General features: G+C 57.0%; 19 protein-coding genes and 1 tRNA gene. 5 read left to right on the forward strand and 15 right to left on the reverse strand.

Going from position 1 to position 14,836, the window contains the following annotated elements:
- Window positions 1-22: 22 nt before the first annotated feature.
- Entirely contained in the window at window positions 23-436 is a 414-nt protein-coding gene (locus BLV61_RS31580; protein ID WP_244159833.1) for a hypothetical protein, read from the forward strand.
- The gene (locus BLV61_RS06195) at window positions 358-1,485 is read left to right on the forward strand and encodes a tyrosine-type recombinase/integrase (protein ID WP_244159967.1); all 1,128 of its coding nucleotides are present in this window, start codon (window positions 358-360) and stop codon (window positions 1,483-1,485) included. The genes BLV61_RS31580 and BLV61_RS06195 overlap by 79 nt, the downstream gene beginning before the upstream one ends.
- 69 nt (window positions 1,486-1,554) lie before the next feature.
- Here the strand turns inward: BLV61_RS06195 and BLV61_RS06200 are convergent.
- The 9 genes from BLV61_RS06200 to thrS form a co-directional block, all read right to left on the reverse strand.
- Window positions 1,555-1,631: transfer RNA gene (locus tag BLV61_RS06200), tRNA-Pro, on the reverse strand.
- An 89-nt stretch (window positions 1,632-1,720) separates the two neighbouring features.
- Window positions 1,721-2,077, reverse strand: coding sequence for a MerR family transcriptional regulator (locus BLV61_RS06205; protein ID WP_003179985.1), 357 nt, complete (start codon window positions 2,075-2,077; stop codon window positions 1,721-1,723).
- Window positions 2,058-2,360 carry an integration host factor subunit alpha gene (ihfA, locus tag BLV61_RS06210; RefSeq protein WP_002553164.1) on the reverse strand — a complete coding sequence of 101 codons (303 nt, stop codon included), beginning with the start codon at window positions 2,358-2,360 and terminating at the stop codon, window positions 2,058-2,060. Before ihfA ends, BLV61_RS06205 begins: the two co-directional genes overlap by 20 nt.
- A 3-nt stretch (window positions 2,361-2,363) precedes the next feature.
- The gene (pheT, locus tag BLV61_RS06215; RefSeq protein WP_090463596.1) at window positions 2,364-4,745 is read right to left on the reverse strand and encodes a phenylalanine--tRNA ligase subunit beta; all 2,382 of its coding nucleotides are present in this window, start codon (window positions 4,743-4,745) and stop codon (window positions 2,364-2,366) included.
- A 26-nt stretch (window positions 4,746-4,771) separates the two neighbouring features.
- Window positions 4,772-5,788 (reverse strand): phenylalanine--tRNA ligase subunit alpha, encoded by a 1,017-nt coding sequence (pheS, locus tag BLV61_RS06220; protein WP_047531155.1) that lies wholly within the window; start codon window positions 5,786-5,788, stop codon window positions 4,772-4,774.
- Between the two features lie 109 nt (window positions 5,789-5,897).
- Entirely contained in the window at window positions 5,898-6,254 is a 357-nt protein-coding gene (rplT, locus tag BLV61_RS06225; RefSeq protein ID WP_007905879.1) for a 50S ribosomal protein L20, read from the reverse strand.
- A 28-nt stretch (window positions 6,255-6,282) separates the two neighbouring features.
- The gene (rpmI, locus tag BLV61_RS06230) at window positions 6,283-6,477 is read right to left on the reverse strand and encodes a 50S ribosomal protein L35 (protein WP_002553160.1); all 195 of its coding nucleotides are present in this window, start codon (window positions 6,475-6,477) and stop codon (window positions 6,283-6,285) included.
- A gap of 60 nt (window positions 6,478-6,537) precedes the next feature.
- Entirely contained in the window at window positions 6,538-7,089 is a 552-nt protein-coding gene (infC, locus tag BLV61_RS06235) for a translation initiation factor IF-3 (protein WP_172668659.1), read from the reverse strand.
- Complete coding sequence (gene thrS, locus BLV61_RS06240) at window positions 7,089-9,011, reverse strand: threonine--tRNA ligase (protein WP_047531159.1); 1,923 nt, start codon at window positions 9,009-9,011, stop codon at window positions 7,089-7,091. Before thrS ends, infC begins: the two co-directional genes overlap by 1 nt.
- A 376-nt stretch (window positions 9,012-9,387) precedes the next feature.
- Here thrS and BLV61_RS06245 point away from each other — a divergent pair, with 376 nt between their 5' ends.
- Together BLV61_RS06245 and BLV61_RS06250 are read left to right on the forward strand one after the other, a co-directional pair.
- Window positions 9,388-9,690, forward strand: coding sequence for a hypothetical protein (locus BLV61_RS06245; protein WP_047531162.1), 303 nt, complete (start codon window positions 9,388-9,390; stop codon window positions 9,688-9,690).
- Window positions 9,691-9,982: 292 nt separating this feature from the next.
- Complete coding sequence (locus tag BLV61_RS06250) at window positions 9,983-10,195, forward strand: cold-shock protein (protein ID WP_003179963.1); 213 nt, start codon at window positions 9,983-9,985, stop codon at window positions 10,193-10,195.
- Window positions 10,196-10,264: 69 nt separating this feature from the next.
- Here BLV61_RS06250 and BLV61_RS06255 read toward each other — a convergent pair whose 3' ends face one another.
- Together BLV61_RS06255 and BLV61_RS06260 are read right to left on the reverse strand one after the other, a co-directional pair.
- A complete protein-coding gene (locus BLV61_RS06255; protein WP_047531166.1) occupies window positions 10,265-10,585 on the reverse strand; it encodes an I78 family peptidase inhibitor in 321 nt (106 codons plus the stop codon).
- Between the two features lie 163 nt (window positions 10,586-10,748).
- Window positions 10,749-11,054: a hypothetical protein gene (locus BLV61_RS06260; RefSeq protein WP_047531168.1), complete on the reverse strand. Its 306-nt coding sequence runs from the start codon at window positions 11,052-11,054 to the stop codon at window positions 10,749-10,751.
- Between the two features lie 132 nt (window positions 11,055-11,186).
- On the opposite strand from BLV61_RS06260, the gene BLV61_RS06265 reads away from it, so the two are divergent.
- Window positions 11,187-11,396: a hypothetical protein gene (locus tag BLV61_RS06265; protein ID WP_047531169.1), complete on the forward strand. Its 210-nt coding sequence runs from the start codon at window positions 11,187-11,189 to the stop codon at window positions 11,394-11,396.
- 3 nt (window positions 11,397-11,399) lie between these two features.
- Here the strand turns inward: BLV61_RS06265 and BLV61_RS06270 are convergent, their stop codons facing one another.
- Genes BLV61_RS06270 through BLV61_RS06285 form a run of 4 tightly spaced genes read right to left on the reverse strand, consistent with a single transcriptional unit; the run spans window position 11,400 to window position 14,834 of the window.
- Window positions 11,400-12,428 (reverse strand): nucleoside hydrolase, encoded by a 1,029-nt coding sequence (locus BLV61_RS06270; protein WP_047531170.1) that lies wholly within the window; start codon window positions 12,426-12,428, stop codon window positions 11,400-11,402.
- 43 nt (window positions 12,429-12,471) lie between these two features.
- Entirely contained in the window at window positions 12,472-12,876 is a 405-nt protein-coding gene (rbsD, locus tag BLV61_RS06275; RefSeq protein ID WP_047531171.1) for a D-ribose pyranase, read from the reverse strand.
- Window positions 12,873-13,790, reverse strand: coding sequence for a ribokinase (rbsK, locus tag BLV61_RS06280; RefSeq protein WP_090463599.1), 918 nt, complete (start codon window positions 13,788-13,790; stop codon window positions 12,873-12,875). The genes rbsD and rbsK overlap by 4 nt, the downstream gene beginning before the upstream one ends.
- A 24-nt stretch (window positions 13,791-13,814) precedes the next feature.
- The gene (locus BLV61_RS06285) at window positions 13,815-14,834 is read right to left on the reverse strand and encodes a LacI family DNA-binding transcriptional regulator (protein WP_047531173.1); all 1,020 of its coding nucleotides are present in this window, start codon (window positions 14,832-14,834) and stop codon (window positions 13,815-13,817) included.
- Between the last annotated feature and the right edge of the window lie 2 nt (window positions 14,835-14,836).

Consider the following 14,836-nt stretch of genomic DNA (forward strand, 5'->3'; position numbering starts at 1 on the left):
ACGCGCGGCATGGAGCATGTACATGGCAAACGCAACAGCGGCCAAGACCACCACTATTCCACCGAGGTTCATCAGGTTCATGGATGCGCCCGGCTATCTCGGCATGTGCAAGGACGAATTCAACAAAACGGTCAGGCCGAATGTCCGGGAGTTTCCCATCGGAAAACAGGGCGTGGGGTTCGATCGCATCGAGCTGGACGCGTGGGCTGATGCCTACGTCGAGAGCAAGTCGATTGAAAAGGCAGCCAATCAGGACAACAATCGCCCTCGCAGCGAGCGCCAGGGTGAAGCCAAAGGAGGTAAACCATGGCGAGAAAAGCGATCTCTGGTCTCTATCAAAAAGGTGGAGTCTGGCAAATCGACAAAGTTTTCCGGGGTGAGCGACTTCGAGAAAGCACTGGAACTGGTGACCGGCAAGAAGCCGAGCAGTACCTGATTCACCGGCTGGAGCAACTTCGACAGCAGAAGGTATACGGCGTACGCCGCACCAGAACTTGGGAGGAAGCGGCGACAAGATTTCTGATCGAGAGCAAAGACCAGCCCTCAATCAAACTGACGGCGCACCACCTGAAGCAGCTTCACCCCTATCTCAAGGACCTGCCATTGACTCATATCGATGACCAGGCACTTGAACCGTTCGTGAAGGACCGTTTGAAGGGAATGGTGACGCCAGACGGGAAGCAGCTGAAGCCGGTAGCGCCACGCACGATCAATATCTCGATCGAACGGGTGATACGGGTTCTGTCGCTTTGTGCAAGGAAATGGCGGGATGAGGAGCGGCGGCCCTGGCTTGATTCGGTGCCAATGCTGGCGAAGCTGGACCTGAAGAAAAAGGTGCGAGAGCCCTACCCCATGACATGGGAAGAGCAATCGATCCTTTTCGGGGAGTTGCCGGCGCACCTGCAGACGATGGCCCTGTTCAAGGTGAACACGGGTTGCCGCGAGCAGGAGGTCTGCAAGTTGAGGTGGGACTGGGAGATTTCGGTGCCGGAGCTTGGCACCAGCGTATTCCTGATCCCGTCCGACTTCGGCGGCCGAAATGAACGGTCAGGTGTAAAAAACGGAGATGAGCGACTGGTCGTGCTCAATAGCGTGGCGAAATCGATCATCGACAAGCAGCGAGGCCTGAGCAAGGACTGGGTTTTCCCTTACAACGGCAGCGCGTTGAATCGAATGAACGACTCGGCCTGGAAGAAAGCGCGGGTGAGAGCGGCGAAACTCTGGCAGGAGGAAAACCTTCGCCCCGCTCACCCTGGGTATGCATCCATCAGGGTGCACGACTTGAAACACACGTTTGGTCGTCGCCTTCGGGCGGCAGGTGTCACACAGGAGGACCGCAAGGCACTTCTGGGACACAAGAACGGCAGCATCACCAGTCACTACTCGGGCGCAGAGCTCGGGCATCTGATTGAAGCTGCGAACATGGTATCAGCAACCGACTCGCGGGGACCGGTGCTGACGATCTTGAAGAGGAAAACGGGATGAAGTCCCGAAAAACTCCCCACCAATGAAAAAGCCCAACCTAAGAAGATTGGGCTAAGTCATTGAAAAATATGGTCGGGACGGAGTGATTCGAACACTCGACCCCTAGCACCCCATGCTAGTGCGCTACCGGACTGCGCTACGCCCCGACTAGGTGTGAAACCTGTTCCTCATCTCGAGGAACGCTCAAGAATATATCGCAAGCTTTTGAAAACTGGAAGTATTTAAAAGCAGGAATTTACTTCTTGAGGACCACCAGAACATCTTCCAGCTCAGCGATCATCTGGCGAATCATTTGTTTGTATTGCGTGGTGTCGTCTTTGGCTTCATCACCGGACAAACGCAGGCGTGCGCCGCCGATGGTGAATCCTTGATCGTAAAGAAGCGCTCGGATCTGCCGGATCATCAGCACGTCCTGGCGCTGATAATACCGGCGGTTTCCGCGGCGTTTGACGGGGTTGAGTTGAGGAAACTCCTGCTCCCAATAGCGCAGCACGTGCGGTTTTACCGCACATAGCTCGCTGACTTCACCGATGGTGAAGTAGCGTTTGCCTGGGATGACGGGTAGCTCGTCGTTATGACTTGGTTCCAGCATAAGCCTCAACTCGGGCCTTCAACTTCTGCCCTGGACGAAAGGTGACCACACGGCGAGCCGTGATCGGGATTTCTTCTCCCGTTTTCGGATTGCGGCCAGGCCGCTGGCGTTTGTCCCGAAGGTCAAAATTGCCGAAACCGGACAACTTGACTTGTTCGTTGTCTTCAAGAGCGTGCCTGATTTCCTCGAAAAACAGTTCGACCAATTCCTTGGCTTCCCGCTTGTTCAGGCCCAGCTCTTCATACAGACGTTCCGCCATCTCAGCTTTCGTCAAAGCCCCCATACGTCACTTCCTTAACGTGGCGTTCAACCTTTGTTCGAGCGAGGTGAGGATGTTTTGCGTCGCAGAATTCACCTCATCGTCATTAAGAGTGCGCGATGGATGCTGCCAGGTCAAGCCAACTGCGAGGCTTTTTCTATCAGGATCAATGCCTTTACCCTGATACACGTCAAATAGCCTGAGGTCTGTCAGCCATTCGCCTGCATTTTCACGGATTACGTCCAGCACAGCCGCGGCTGCAACGTCTTTGTCCGCAATCAATGCCAAGTCACGACGCACTTCAGGAAAACGCGATAACTCCTGGAATTTAGGCATTTTGCCCGACGCGACTTCTGCCAGAACCAGTTCGAAAACGAACACGGGACGGTCCAGCCCAAGCGTTTTCGATAATTCAGGGTGGATCGCGCCGACAAAACCGACCAAACGCCCCTCACGCTCGATACGCGCAGTTTGACCCGGATGCAATGCTGGGTGCTTGCCCGGCACGAACGTGAACGCGTCCAGCGCACCGGCAAAGCCCAACACCGCTTCCACGTCAGCCTTGACGTCGAAGAAGTCCACGGTGTCGCGACCTTGCGCCCAGCCTTCAGGCAGACGGCTACCGCAAACCACACCCGCGAGCATTGGCTCTTGCTTCAAGCCTTCAAGTTGACCGACAAAGCGCAGGCCGCTTTCAAACAGACGTACACGATCTTGCTGACGGTTCAGGTTGTGCTGCAGCGCCTTGATCAGGCCAGGCCACAAGGACGAACGCATCGCAGCCATGTCGTTCGAAATCGGATTGGCCAGCAGCAGCGGTTCAACACCCGGATTAAACAACTCGAACTGTTTCGGATCGATGAAACTGTAGGTGATCGCTTCCTGATAACCACGAGCTACCAGCAGTCGGCGCAGTTCGGGCAGATCGCTACGGGCTTCAGCCTTGGCTTGCGGCGCCAGACGCGCTTGCGGGTAACGAACCGGCAGGCGGTTATAGCCATACAAACGAGCCAGCTCTTCGATCAGGTCGACTTCCAGGCTGATGTCGAAACGATGGCTTGGCACTTCTACGCGCCACTGCCCTGCTCCGTCGGCGGTAATTCCCAAGCCTAAAGCACTGAGCAGACGCTCGACTTCGGCCGAATCCATTTCCATCCCCAACATCTGGGCAATGCGTTGGCTACGTAGGGTCACCGGCGCGATCGACGGCAGGTGCTGCTCGCTGACGGTTTCAATGATCGGACCCGCTTCGCCACCGGTGATTTCCAGCAGCAGGCCAGTGGCGCGCTCCATGGCTTCACGGGCCAGTTGCCAGTCCACACCACGCTCATAGCGGTGCGACGCGTCGGTGTGCAGGCCATAGGAACGGGCCTTGCCAGCGACAGCGATCTGATCGAAGAACGCGCTTTCCAGGAATATGTCGCGAGTGGTCGCGGTGTTGACACCGCTGTGCTCACCACCCATGACACCGGCAATTGCCAGCGCACGGGTATGGTCGGCAATCACCAGCGTATCGCTACGCAGGCTGACTTCCTGTCCATCGAGAAGAACCAGCTTTTCACCCTCTTCGGCCATCCGCACGCGGATGCCGCCGTTGATTTCGGCGAGGTCGAAGGCGTGCAGCGGTTGACCCAGCTCCAACATGACGTAGTTGGTGATATCGACAGCAGCGTCGATGCTGCGCACCTCGGAGCGACGCAGGCGCTCAACCATCCACAGCGGCGTAGGCCGGGACAGGTCGACGTTACGGATGACACGCCCCAGGTAACGCGGGCAGGCGGCAGGTGCCAGCACTTCAACCGAGCGCACTTCATCATGCGCCGCTGGAACCGCAGCCACTACGGGGCGAGTGACCTGGGCGGCGTACAGCGCGCCGACTTCGCGAGCAAGGCCCGCCAGGGACAGGCAGTCGCCGCGGTTCGGGGTCAGGTCGACCTCGATGCTGGTGTCGTCCAGGTTCAGATACTCACGAATGTCCTGGCCCACAGGCGCATCGACAGGCAATTCCATCAAGCCGTCGTTGCCTTCTCCGACTTGCAGTTCGGCCTGGGAGCACAGCATGCCGTTGGATTCAACGCCACGCAGCTTGGCTTTCTTGATTTTGAAATCGCCCGGCAACTCGGCACCGATGGTGGCGAACGGAATCTTCAGGCCCGGGCGTACGTTTGGCGCACCACAAACGACCTGGAACGTCTCCGAACCATTGCTGACCTGGCAAACACGCAGTTTGTCGGCGTCCGGGTGCTGTTCGGTGCTCAGCACCTCGCCCACGATGACGCCGCTGAATACACCGGCGGCCGGCGTGACGCTATCGACCTCAAGACCGGCCATCGACAGACGAGCAACCAGCTCGTCACGACTTACCTGCGGGCTTACCCAGCCACGCAGCCATTGTTCACTGAATTTCATCCTGCTCTCCTAAGAATTCGTTACGACTAGCGAAATTGCGCGAGGAACCGCAAGTCGTTGTCGAAGAACAGACGCAAGTCGTTCACGCCGTAACGCAGCATGGCCAGACGCTCAACGCCCATGCCGAAGGCAAAGCCCGAGAACTCTTCCGGGTCGATCCCGGACATGCGCAGCACGTTCGGATGAACCATGCCGCAGCCCATCACTTCCAGCCAGCCTGTCTGCTTGCAGACACGGCAGCCTTTACCGCTGCACATCACGCATTCCATGTCGACTTCGGCGGATGGCTCGGTGAACGGGAAGTACGAAGGGCGGAATCGCACGGCCAGTTCTTTTTCGAAGAACACGCGCAGGAACTCTTCGATGGTGCCTTTGAGGTCGGCGAAATTGATGTCGCGATCGACCAGCAGGCCTTCGACCTGGTGGAACATCGGCGAATGGGTGATATCCGAGTCGCTTCGATACACACGACCAGGGCAGACGATGCGGATCGGCGGCTGCTTGGATTCCATGGTGCGGACCTGTACCGGCGAGGTATGGGTGCGCAGCAACATGTTGGCATTGAAATAGAAGGTGTCATGCATCGACCGGGCCGGGTGATGGCCTGGGATGTTGAGCGCTTCAAAGTTGTGGTAGTCGTCTTCGACCTCAGGGCCTTCGGCAATACCGTAGCCAATATGGGTAAAGAACTGCTCGATGCGTTCCAGAGTGCGAGTAACCGGATGCAGACCACCAGAGGTCTGACCACGGCCAGGCAAGGTCACGTCAATGGACTCGGCTGCGAGTTTGGTGGCCAGATCGGCCTCTTCAAACAATGCCTTGCGCGCATTGAGAACGTCTGTGACACGCTCCTTGGCAACGTTGATCAGCGCACCGACTTGCGGACGCTCTTCTGCCGGCAAATTCCCCAGGGTCTTCATCACCTGAGTCAATTCACCCTTTTTGCCAAGGTAGTGAACCCGGATTTGCTCCAGGGCATTGATATCTTCAGCGCTTTGCACAGCCTCTAGAGCTTGCGAGACGAGCGCATCCAGGTTTTCCATGTACAGACTCCAGATACAAAATAGGGGAAGAGCTTGAAGGCTCTTCCCCTATTTATGACGTTTAACACCTAGCCCCACAGAGGTGAGACCGGGTGACTGTCGGGGGTACTTAAGCCAAGGTGGCTTTAGCTTTCTCGACAATCGCAGCAAACGCCGCTTTTTCGTTCACTGCCAGATCAGCCAGAACCTTACGGTCGATCTCGATGGACGCTTTTTTCAGGCCGGCGATGAAACGGCTGTAGGACAGACCGTTGATACGAGCACCAGCGTTGATACGAGCGATCCACAGAGCGCGGAACTGACGTTTTTTCTGACGACGGTCACGGTAGGCGTATTGGCCTGCCTTGATTACCGCTTGCTTGGCAACACGGAATACGCGCGAGCGAGCGCCGTAGTAGCCTTTAGCAAGTTTCAGAATTTTTTTGTGACGTTTACGGGCAATGACGCCACGCTTTACACGAGCCATGAGTTACTTCCTCTATTCTTGACTAAAATTAACGAAGGCGCAGCATGCGCTCGACTTTTGCCACGTCAGACGGATGCAGCAAGCTGCTACCGCGCAGTTGACGCTTACGCTTGGTCGACATTTTGGTCAGGATGTGGCTCTTGAAAGCGTGCTTGTGCTTGATACCGTTAGCAGTTTTCAGAAACCGCTTAGCAGCACCACTTTTGGTCTTCATTTTTGGCATGTTCGGATACTCCGCATTCAGTTGATAAACATAATCAGAAGGCCTGCCGTGCCCTGTTGATTACTTCTTCTTTTTCGGGGCGATGACCATGATCAGCTGGCGTCCTTCCATCTTAGGATGCTGTTCGACCGAACCGTACTCGAGCAAGTCACCTTCAACTCGCTTGAGGAGTTCCATCCCCAGCTCCTGGTGGGCCATCTCACGGCCGCGGAATCGCAAGGATACCTTGGCCCTGTCCCCGTCACTCAGGAAACGTACCAGGTTGCGCAGTTTTACCTGGTAATCCCCTTCCTCCGTCCCTGGACGAAACTTGATTTCTTTAACCTGAATCTGCTTCTGGTTTTTCTTGGCCGCAGCAACCTGCTTCTTCTTCTCGAAGATCGACTTGCCGTAGTCCATCAGTTTGCAAACAGGGGGTACTGCATCGGCGGAAATTTCCACCAGATCCAGTTTGGCCTCTTCAGCCTTAAGAAGCGCGTCTTCAATTGACACAATCCCAAGCTGCTCGCCTTCAGCCCCAATTAACCGAACCTCGCGTGCCGAGATATTCTCGTTGATCGGGGCTTTCGGTGCAGCTCGTTTATCTTGTCTCATTTCACGCTTAATAATAATTACTCCGAATCTTGGCGACCACGCCGGGAAACCGCTTGCGCGAGGAACTCAGCAAACTGGGCGACGGGCATCGAGCCCAGGTCAGCACCTTCGCGAGTACGCACAGCGACAGTCTGCATCTCGACTTCCCGATCTCCGATAACCAAGAGATAGGGAACCTTGAGCAAGGTATGCTCACGGATTTTAAAGCCGATCTTTTCATTTCTCAAGTCAGACTTGGCACGAAACCCGCTTTCGTTGAGAGTTTTTTCGACCTCGGCGGCAAAATCTGCCTGTTTATCAGTGATATTCATGATCACTGCCTGAGTCGGCGCCAGCCACGCAGGGAATGCACCCTCGTAGTGCTCGATCAGAATTCCGACGAAACGCTCGAAGGATCCCAGGATCGCCCGATGCAACATCACCGGATGCTTGCGGCTGTTGTCTTCGGAGACGAATTCGGCACCCAGTCGGACTGGCAGGTTAAAATCGAGCTGCAGGGTACCACACTGCCAGACACGACCCAGGCAATCTTTCAGAGAGAATTCGATCTTCGGACCGTAGAACGCACCTTCACCGGGCTGCAGATCGTACGGCAAGCCTGCGCTATCAAGGGCTGCAGCCAATGCAGCTTCGGCGCGATCCCACAACTCGTCGGAACCGACGCGCTTTTCCGGACGAGTGGACAGTTTCATCTCGACATCTTTAAAGCCGAAGTCGGCGTAAACGTCCATGGTCAGTTTGATGAACGCTGCGGATTCGGCCTGCATCTGCTCTTCGGTGCAGAAGATGTGGGCGTCGTCCTGAGTGAACGCACGAACGCGCATAATGCCGTGAAGGGCACCCGATGGCTCGTTACGGTGGCAAGCACCGAACTCGGCCAGACGCATTGGCAACTCGCGGTAGCTCTTCAGGCCCTGGTTGAACACCTGCACATGGCAAGGGCAGTTCATTGGCTTGATGGCGTAGTCGCGGTTTTCCGACTGCGTGGTGAACATGTTGTCGGCGTAGTTGGCCCAGTGCCCGGACTTTTCCCACAGGCTGCGGTCAACGACCTGGGGAGTCTTGATCTCCAGGTAACCATTGTCGCGTTGAACCTTGCGCATGTACTGCTCGAGCACTTGGTACAGCGTCCAGCCGTTCGGGTGCCAAAACACCATGCCTGGCGCTTCTTCCTGGGTGTGGAACAGGCCCAGACGCTTGCCGATCTTGCGGTGATCGCGCTTTTCAGCTTCTTCAATACGCTGGATGTACGCCGCCAGCTGTTTTTTGTCAGCCCATGCGGTGCCGTAAACGCGCTGTAACTGCTCGTTCTTGGCATCGCCACGCCAGTAGGCGCCGGACAACTTGGTCAGCTTGAATGATTTCAGGAAACGGGTGTTCGGCACGTGCGGACCGCGGCACATGTCGACGTATTCTTCGTGATAGTACAGGCCCATTGCCTGTTCGTTCGGCATGTCCTCGACCAGACGCAGCTTGTAGTCTTCACCGCGAGCCTTGAACACTTCGATCACTTCGGCGCGCGGAGTGACTTTCTTGATGACATCGTAATCTTTTTCGATCAGCTGCTGCATGCGCTGTTCGATGGCGGCCAGGTCGTCCGGAGTGAAAGGACGCTCGAAGGCGATGTCGTAATAGAAGCCTTCGTCAATGACCGGGCCAATCACCATTTTGGCGGTTGGATACAGCTGCTTGACCGCGTGGCCGACCAAGTGGGCGCAAGAGTGGCGAATGATCTCCAGCCCCTCTTCATCCTTTGGCGTAATGATTTGTAGCGTTGCGTCGCTGTCGATGATGTCGCTGGCATCGGCCAGCTTGCCATTGACCTTACCGGCCACCGTGGCCTTGGCCAGGCCCGCACCAATGGATGCTGCGACCTCGGCGATGGATACCGGGTGATCGAATGAACGTTGACTGCCGTCGGGAAGAGTAATAGTTGGCATGGCGCCTCCTCTCCTAGTGGTGACCCCTACCAAAGGTCACGTGGGTTGGGATGAGCCAGTACAAGATCCGATCCAGGCCATTCACTGACGAACGCCTGCCTTACAGCGGCAGGAGCCTTGCGGCCAACCGGAAAACCGAACCAGAGTGACTGGGATTCAAATCAGGGTTATTCGTGCGCCTGCCGCGACCGGGACTGAAGGTCGACCGGAGCCTGCAAACGCCCGAGCCAGGCATGCTAGCACAGATGAATGGTCGTCGCGGTACAGAGCTTTACCAACAGGGTAAATCTTACGTTTTTATGCCAGAGTGCTGAACTTGATCCCCGCTTTACCCCTCGAACATCAAGTCATCGACCCACAAAGGAGCATCCTCGGCATGCGTCTGAATCGTTTATTCGCTGTAGTCGCACCCATCGTCCTGCTGTTGCCGCTGGCCGCCCACGCTGAATGGCCCAAAGGCGCGCGCGAAAAATACATGGCTCAGTGCGTCCCTGCGGCCGCACAAAGGATCGGCGACGCTGCGGCCAAGGCCCACTGTGCTTGCGGTGCCGATGCAATCAAATCGTACCCCGCCAAAGATCTACAGGCCCTGATGGACAACAAGGCCAGCAATGAACTGCAACAGCAGGCCCTTACCCAGATTGCCAAGTGCAAGGCCACCAATCCGACGCAAAAATAAGCCCGCCCAAGCTTCAAAAAGGCATTTTCAGCCAGCAAACAGCCCCTGAAAATCGCTTTTTCGGACATTTTATGCAGGTTTTACAGCTTTTTTTATCACCTTTACTTTCGGCTGAAAGCCTTTTAAATCAGGGCTTTCAGCGATATCAGCCAACAAAGAATGTGCGACTGTAGGGCAAACAGCACCCGTGGGGGGCTCCCAAAGCGAACATTTCGACTATGATACCCCGGTGTGCCCAGTTGGCCTGAGCAGCACAGTACTACTGAAAATATATGTTTCTTGGAGATACACCATGTCTAATCGCCAAACCGGCACCGTTAAATGGTTCAACGATGAAAAAGGCTTCGGCTTCATCACTCCTCAAGGTGGCGGTGACGACCTGTTCGTACACTTCAAAGCTATCGAAAGCGACGGTTTCAAAAGCCTGAAAGAAGGCCAAACCGTTTCCTTCGTGGCTGAGAAAGGCCAAAAGGGTATGCAAGCTGCTCAAGTTCGCCCAGAGTAATTTCCAGGCGCACTAAAAAAACCCCGTCCATGTGACGGGGTTTTTTATGGATAACGCAAAAGTGGGCGATCAGCCGCAGTTCACGCGAGTCACGACTTTATTGGCGTCGGTGCTCAGGTTGAGGCGATCGGAGCGATACTCCAGGGTCACCATGTCATTTGGCGACAGGAACCGCGCATTCTGTGCACCTGCACGCTTGCGCGCCTGCTCCAGCAGTTCAGCCGAAGCCGTTTTGCCCAGGGTGAATTCGGCCGCTTTCGCTTCGCAACGGCTGTGACCTGTGTCAGTCGTCGTTACAGGGTCAGTTGCCGAATCGGTAGCGGCAGTGCTGCAACCGGCCAGCGTGGCAACGGCCAACAGAGCACCCAATGACGCGAGCTTCCAAGGCATGACGCCTCCTTTTTCGATAGTTAACCTAAATTTGTGCGACCGCCAATCCGGCGCTTGGTTCATCGAGCGTTCTGGCAACAAGGCCGCCGCCGCAGACAAACGGCAAGTTTGCCTGAGCATTGCCCTGCCCTTCATGCCTTAATCGTGACTGAATATGAACGGGTCAATAGACGTCGATGTAATCGAATGCCGGCTTCGGCCAGTTCTGCTTCAGCGCATTGAAGATTTGCATGACCCAGACCTCGTCACTGGCCGCGACCCGTCCGACATAACCAGAACCCTTGGCCCAAGTCTCCAGGCGAAACAGCAACCCGTCGATATCGGTGCCGCCCACGACACCCGATGAAATATAGGCGATACCGCCCTTGGTCACTCGCAACTGGGTGTGCTCATCATCGCTGGCGGCAGCCAGCAGCTGACGCACCGCCTCAAGGGTCAAGCCATCAGGCGTATTCAAATCGATCTGCACAGCGCAGTCCTTGAAAAGTCGTTAAAGACCAAGTGTCGCATAGCCCTCCATTGATGCCTAAGTCGGAGTGCCAAAAGTCCTGCAAAATGGTTAACTCGACACTCAGACCTTCCCGACCGCACGAGCACCACAATGACCACCGTAAGCATCGACGCCGCCATTAACGCCAAGTGGTCAGAGGGCCACAGCTCTTATAGCCCCGGCAGCCCGGAAGAGCTCGCAATCATCGGTATCGATTTACTGGTCAAGGAACTGGGCACCGAAGCTGCCCAATCCTTTATCCAACAGATTTTCGAGAAATACCCGCCCCATCAGGGCGGCGGACATTCCGAACGCTCGTAAGGGTTACGTCAGGCGGGCCAGGCGTTCGGTCAGCAGATCGAAGAATCCCTGGGCGTCGCCGCGGTCCACCCAGAACGCATTCTTCGGCGCCCCGAGGCCGTTATGCCAGTCGACAATGGTTTGACCGAAGGTCGGCCCCTCGCGACTGTCGACCACTACGTTGACATGGCGACCGCTGAACAGCTCCGGCTTGAGCAGGTAAGCAATGACCGTAGCGTCATGCACGGGGCCACCCGGGATACCGAAGTACTCCATGTCGCCCTTGATGTACTCACTCAGAATATCGCCGACCAGTTTGCTGGCATTGTTGTCCAGCGCCGCGATCTGCTGCAGGCGCGCATCACTGGTGAGGATCTTGTGGGTCACATCCAGCGGCAGGTAAGTCAGCCTTGCGCCACTTTTGAGTACAACCTCGGCAGCGTGTGGATCGGCGAACAGGTTGAATTCCGCGACAGGTGTGATGTTGCCGCCATTGAAATGCGCACCGCCCATGATCACGACGTCCTTGATGCCCTGGACGATTTCAGGGTCCTGGATCAGCGCGAGCGCCAGGTTGGTTTGCGGCCCCAGCATGGCGATGGTGATGCTGTGGGGCCTGGCCGCCTTCAGAGTGTCGATCAGGAAGTCGACCGCACCGCCCTTGGCCAAACCTTTCTTCGGTTCGTAAACGAGGACACCCGACAGACCCTCCTTGCCATGAATATCTTCGGCATGGATAGGCGTTCGCTGCAGCGGTGTCGGTGCCCCGGCGTAGACCGGCACGTCCTCGCGCCCCGCCCACTCCCGGGCCAATCGTGCGTTGCGTGACGTCTTGTCCAGCCGAACGTTGCCAGCGACCGTGGTCAACGCATGGATATTGAGTTCGTCCGGCGATGCCAGCGCAAACAACAATGCGATCACGTCGTCAGCACCGGGGTCGGTATCGATGATCAAGTCGATCTTTTCCACAGCCTGAACGCTGCTTGGGTTAATCAGGGACAAAAGCAACAGACTCCGACGCAAGAGGTACAGTTTCCGAGTATAGCGACACATGACCCATGCCTTGTGCAGGACAGAAACAGAGAAACCAAGCGATTCAGAACGTCACTCCGGCGACCAGGACGATATTGCAGTAAGGCTGGCATTCACCGGTACGAACAATCGCCCGGGCTTGCCGGCTGAGGACTTTGAATTGTTCATGACTCAGCAGCTCACGCCGGCCAAGCGCGCCCTCGGCGTTCAGCTTGTCCAGCGCGACCAGCGCCGACGGCTTTTTCTCCAGAATCTCTTGCGCCAACACATGGCTTTCGACCTGCATTTCGCTGAGTACAACGTTCAAAGTGCTGATGAAGTCCGGAATGCCGTGGGTCAAGGCCAGGTCAATCAGCTCGACCCCCGGAGGCACCGGCAACCCCGCATCGCCGATCACCACTTTGTCGCCGTGGCCCAGTGAAGCAATCAGCCGCGACAGCGCGACGTTGAGCAAAGGTGTCTTTTTCATGGTGTATTAAAAGCCTGTACATCGGACAAGGTCGGAATGGAGGGTTGCGCACCAGCACGGGTGACCGACAGCGCCGCAGCGAACTGCCCGAAACGAATCGCTTCAGCCTCACTTTGGCCAGACGCCAGCGCGGCGGCGAATCCGCCGACGAAGGTATCGCCGGCCGCGGTGGTGTCAACCGCCTTCACCGCTGGCGCCGGAAAATGCTCGGAACGCGTGCCATCGTTGAACAGGGCGCCATCGGCCCCAAGCGTGACAATCACTTTTCCGGCCCCCATCTCGATCAATCGGTTAGCGGCTGATTGCGCCGATTGCCGAGAGTCCACCCACACGCCACTCAGTGCCGACGCCTCGCTCTCGTTAGGAATCAGATAGTCGATGTTCGCGTACCAGTGCGCCGGAAGCGGACGACTGGCCGGCGCGGGGTTGAGGATCACGATCTTGCCCAGCTCTCGACCACGCTTGAGCGCATGGCCGACCGTCGCATCCGGCACTTCCAACTGGCAGATGATGACGTCGGCCGATTGCAGCACCGAGTCGAAGCAGCCAATCACGGCTGGCGTCAGCAAACCGTTGGCACCGGCGACGATCACGATCGCGTTCTGGCTATTGTCATCGACCACGATCAACGCCACGCCACTGGAACCGTCCACGGTGCTGACTGCCTGACAATCGATCCGTTCGGCCAACAGCGCTTCGCGCAGCTCCTTACCGTAGGCATCGCTGCCCACGCAGCCAACCATCGACACCTGCGCCCCGAGTCGCGCGGCGGCTACGGCCTGATTCGCGCCCTTGCCGCCGGAAACCGTGGTAAAGGATTCACCAATCAGCGTTTCCCCGCCCCGCGGCAGCCGAGGCGCGCGGGTGACCAAATCCATGTTCAGACTGCCTATTACCACTACTTTTGCTGGCATACATCACTACTCATTCGTTCTGTTTCAGCGATATTCGGCAAACACGCCTGCTAATGGCGCCGTCGATTCACGCATCACGATGCTGGGCGTCACAATCCGTTGCTCAGTGCTCAGTTGCGGCTTGGCGATCCGTCGTAGCAGCACTTCGGCCGCCATCTCGCCCAACTGCAGGATCGACTGGCCGACGGTGGTCAATGCTGGATAGACATAGCGACTCATCTGGATATCGTCGAAGCCGATCACCGACAACTGTGTCGGTACGCGAATGTTGCGCTCGGCGGCGGCTCGCAGCACACCGATGCCGATCATGTCGTTGGCGGCGAAGATTGCACTGGGCGGATTGCGCTCCAGCAGGATCGCGGCAGCGTTGTAACCGCCGGTACTGGTGAAGTCACTTTCCAGCATGCGTTCGCGTGGCACCTCGATACCTGCGTCCGTCAGTGCACGGCAAAATCCGGCCAGTCGCATTTGCGCCACACTGGTGGTGGTCGGCCCGCTGATGGTGGCGATATCCCTATGCCCCAATTCCAGCAGGTGTCGAGTCGCCAGATACGCGCCGTATTCGTGGTCGATGCGCACCAGGTCCACATCGACACCTTCCAGGCCTCGGTCGACGATCACCATCGGTGTACGCACGCCCGCCAGGCCTTGGGCCAGGCTGCTGTCACCGCCGGCCGACGCGACGATCAGCCCGTCGATGCGTTTTTCCAGCAGTACGCGCAGGTAGTTGCGCTGCTTGTCCGGATTGTCGTCGGAGTTGCAGAGAATCACGCAGTAGCCATTGCGCTCACAGTAATCCTCGATGCCCCGCGCCAGCTCCGCAAAGTACGGGTTGAGGCTGTTGGGCACCAGCAAGCCGATGGTCGCGGTGGTTTTGGCCTTGAGGGAACGGGCCACGGCGCTGGGTACGTAGTCGAGGGTCTTGATGGCAGCCTCGACTTTGACCCGTACTTCCTCGCTGACTGGCCGGGTTTTGTTCACCACATGGGAAACCGTGGTGTAGGAAATGCCCGCAAGTGCCGCTACATCCTTGATCGTTGCCATGA

It is taken from the genome of Pseudomonas mohnii (assembly GCF_900105115.1).
In the GTDB taxonomy this organism is placed as follows: Bacteria; Pseudomonadota; Gammaproteobacteria; order Pseudomonadales; family Pseudomonadaceae; genus Aquipseudomonas; species Aquipseudomonas mohnii.

Excerpts from the sequence above, each read along its gene's own strand:
- BLV61_RS06265 (WP_047531169.1), top strand. The coding sequence starts at position 11,187 with ATGACCACCGTAAGCATCGACGCCGCCATTAACGCCAAGTGGTCAGAG.
- BLV61_RS06270 (WP_047531170.1), bottom strand. The coding sequence starts at position 12,428 with ATGTGTCGCTATACTCGGAAACTGTACCTCTTGCGTCGGAGTCTGTTG.
- BLV61_RS31580 (WP_244159833.1), top strand. The coding sequence starts at position 23 with ATGGCAAACGCAACAGCGGCCAAGACCACCACTATTCCACCGAGGTTC.
- BLV61_RS06255 (WP_047531166.1), bottom strand. The coding sequence starts at position 10,585 with ATGCCTTGGAAGCTCGCGTCATTGGGTGCTCTGTTGGCCGTTGCCACG.
- rbsD (WP_047531171.1), bottom strand. The coding sequence starts at position 12,876 with ATGAAAAAGACACCTTTGCTCAACGTCGCGCTGTCGCGGCTGATTGCT.
- rplT (WP_007905879.1), bottom strand. The coding sequence starts at position 6,254 with ATGGCTCGTGTAAAGCGTGGCGTCATTGCCCGTAAACGTCACAAAAAA.
- BLV61_RS06285 (WP_047531173.1), bottom strand. The coding sequence starts at position 14,834 with ATGGCAACGATCAAGGATGTAGCGGCACTTGCGGGCATTTCCTACACC.
- thrS (WP_047531159.1), bottom strand. The coding sequence starts at position 9,011 with ATGCCAACTATTACTCTTCCCGACGGCAGTCAACGTTCATTCGATCAC.
- BLV61_RS06250 (WP_003179963.1), top strand. The coding sequence starts at position 9,983 with ATGTCTAATCGCCAAACCGGCACCGTTAAATGGTTCAACGATGAAAAA.
- ihfA (WP_002553164.1), bottom strand. The coding sequence starts at position 2,360 with ATGGGGGCTTTGACGAAAGCTGAGATGGCGGAACGTCTGTATGAAGAG.
- pheS (WP_047531155.1), bottom strand. The coding sequence starts at position 5,788 with ATGGAAAACCTGGATGCGCTCGTCTCGCAAGCTCTAGAGGCTGTGCAA.
- rpmI (WP_002553160.1), bottom strand. The coding sequence starts at position 6,477 with ATGCCAAAAATGAAGACCAAAAGTGGTGCTGCTAAGCGGTTTCTGAAA.
- BLV61_RS06205 (WP_003179985.1), bottom strand. The coding sequence starts at position 2,077 with ATGCTGGAACCAAGTCATAACGACGAGCTACCCGTCATCCCAGGCAAA.
- pheT (WP_090463596.1), bottom strand. The coding sequence starts at position 4,745 with ATGAAATTCAGTGAACAATGGCTGCGTGGCTGGGTAAGCCCGCAGGTA.
- BLV61_RS06245 (WP_047531162.1), top strand. The coding sequence starts at position 9,388 with ATGCGTCTGAATCGTTTATTCGCTGTAGTCGCACCCATCGTCCTGCTG.
- rbsK (WP_090463599.1), bottom strand. The coding sequence starts at position 13,790 with ATGCCAGCAAAAGTAGTGGTAATAGGCAGTCTGAACATGGATTTGGTC.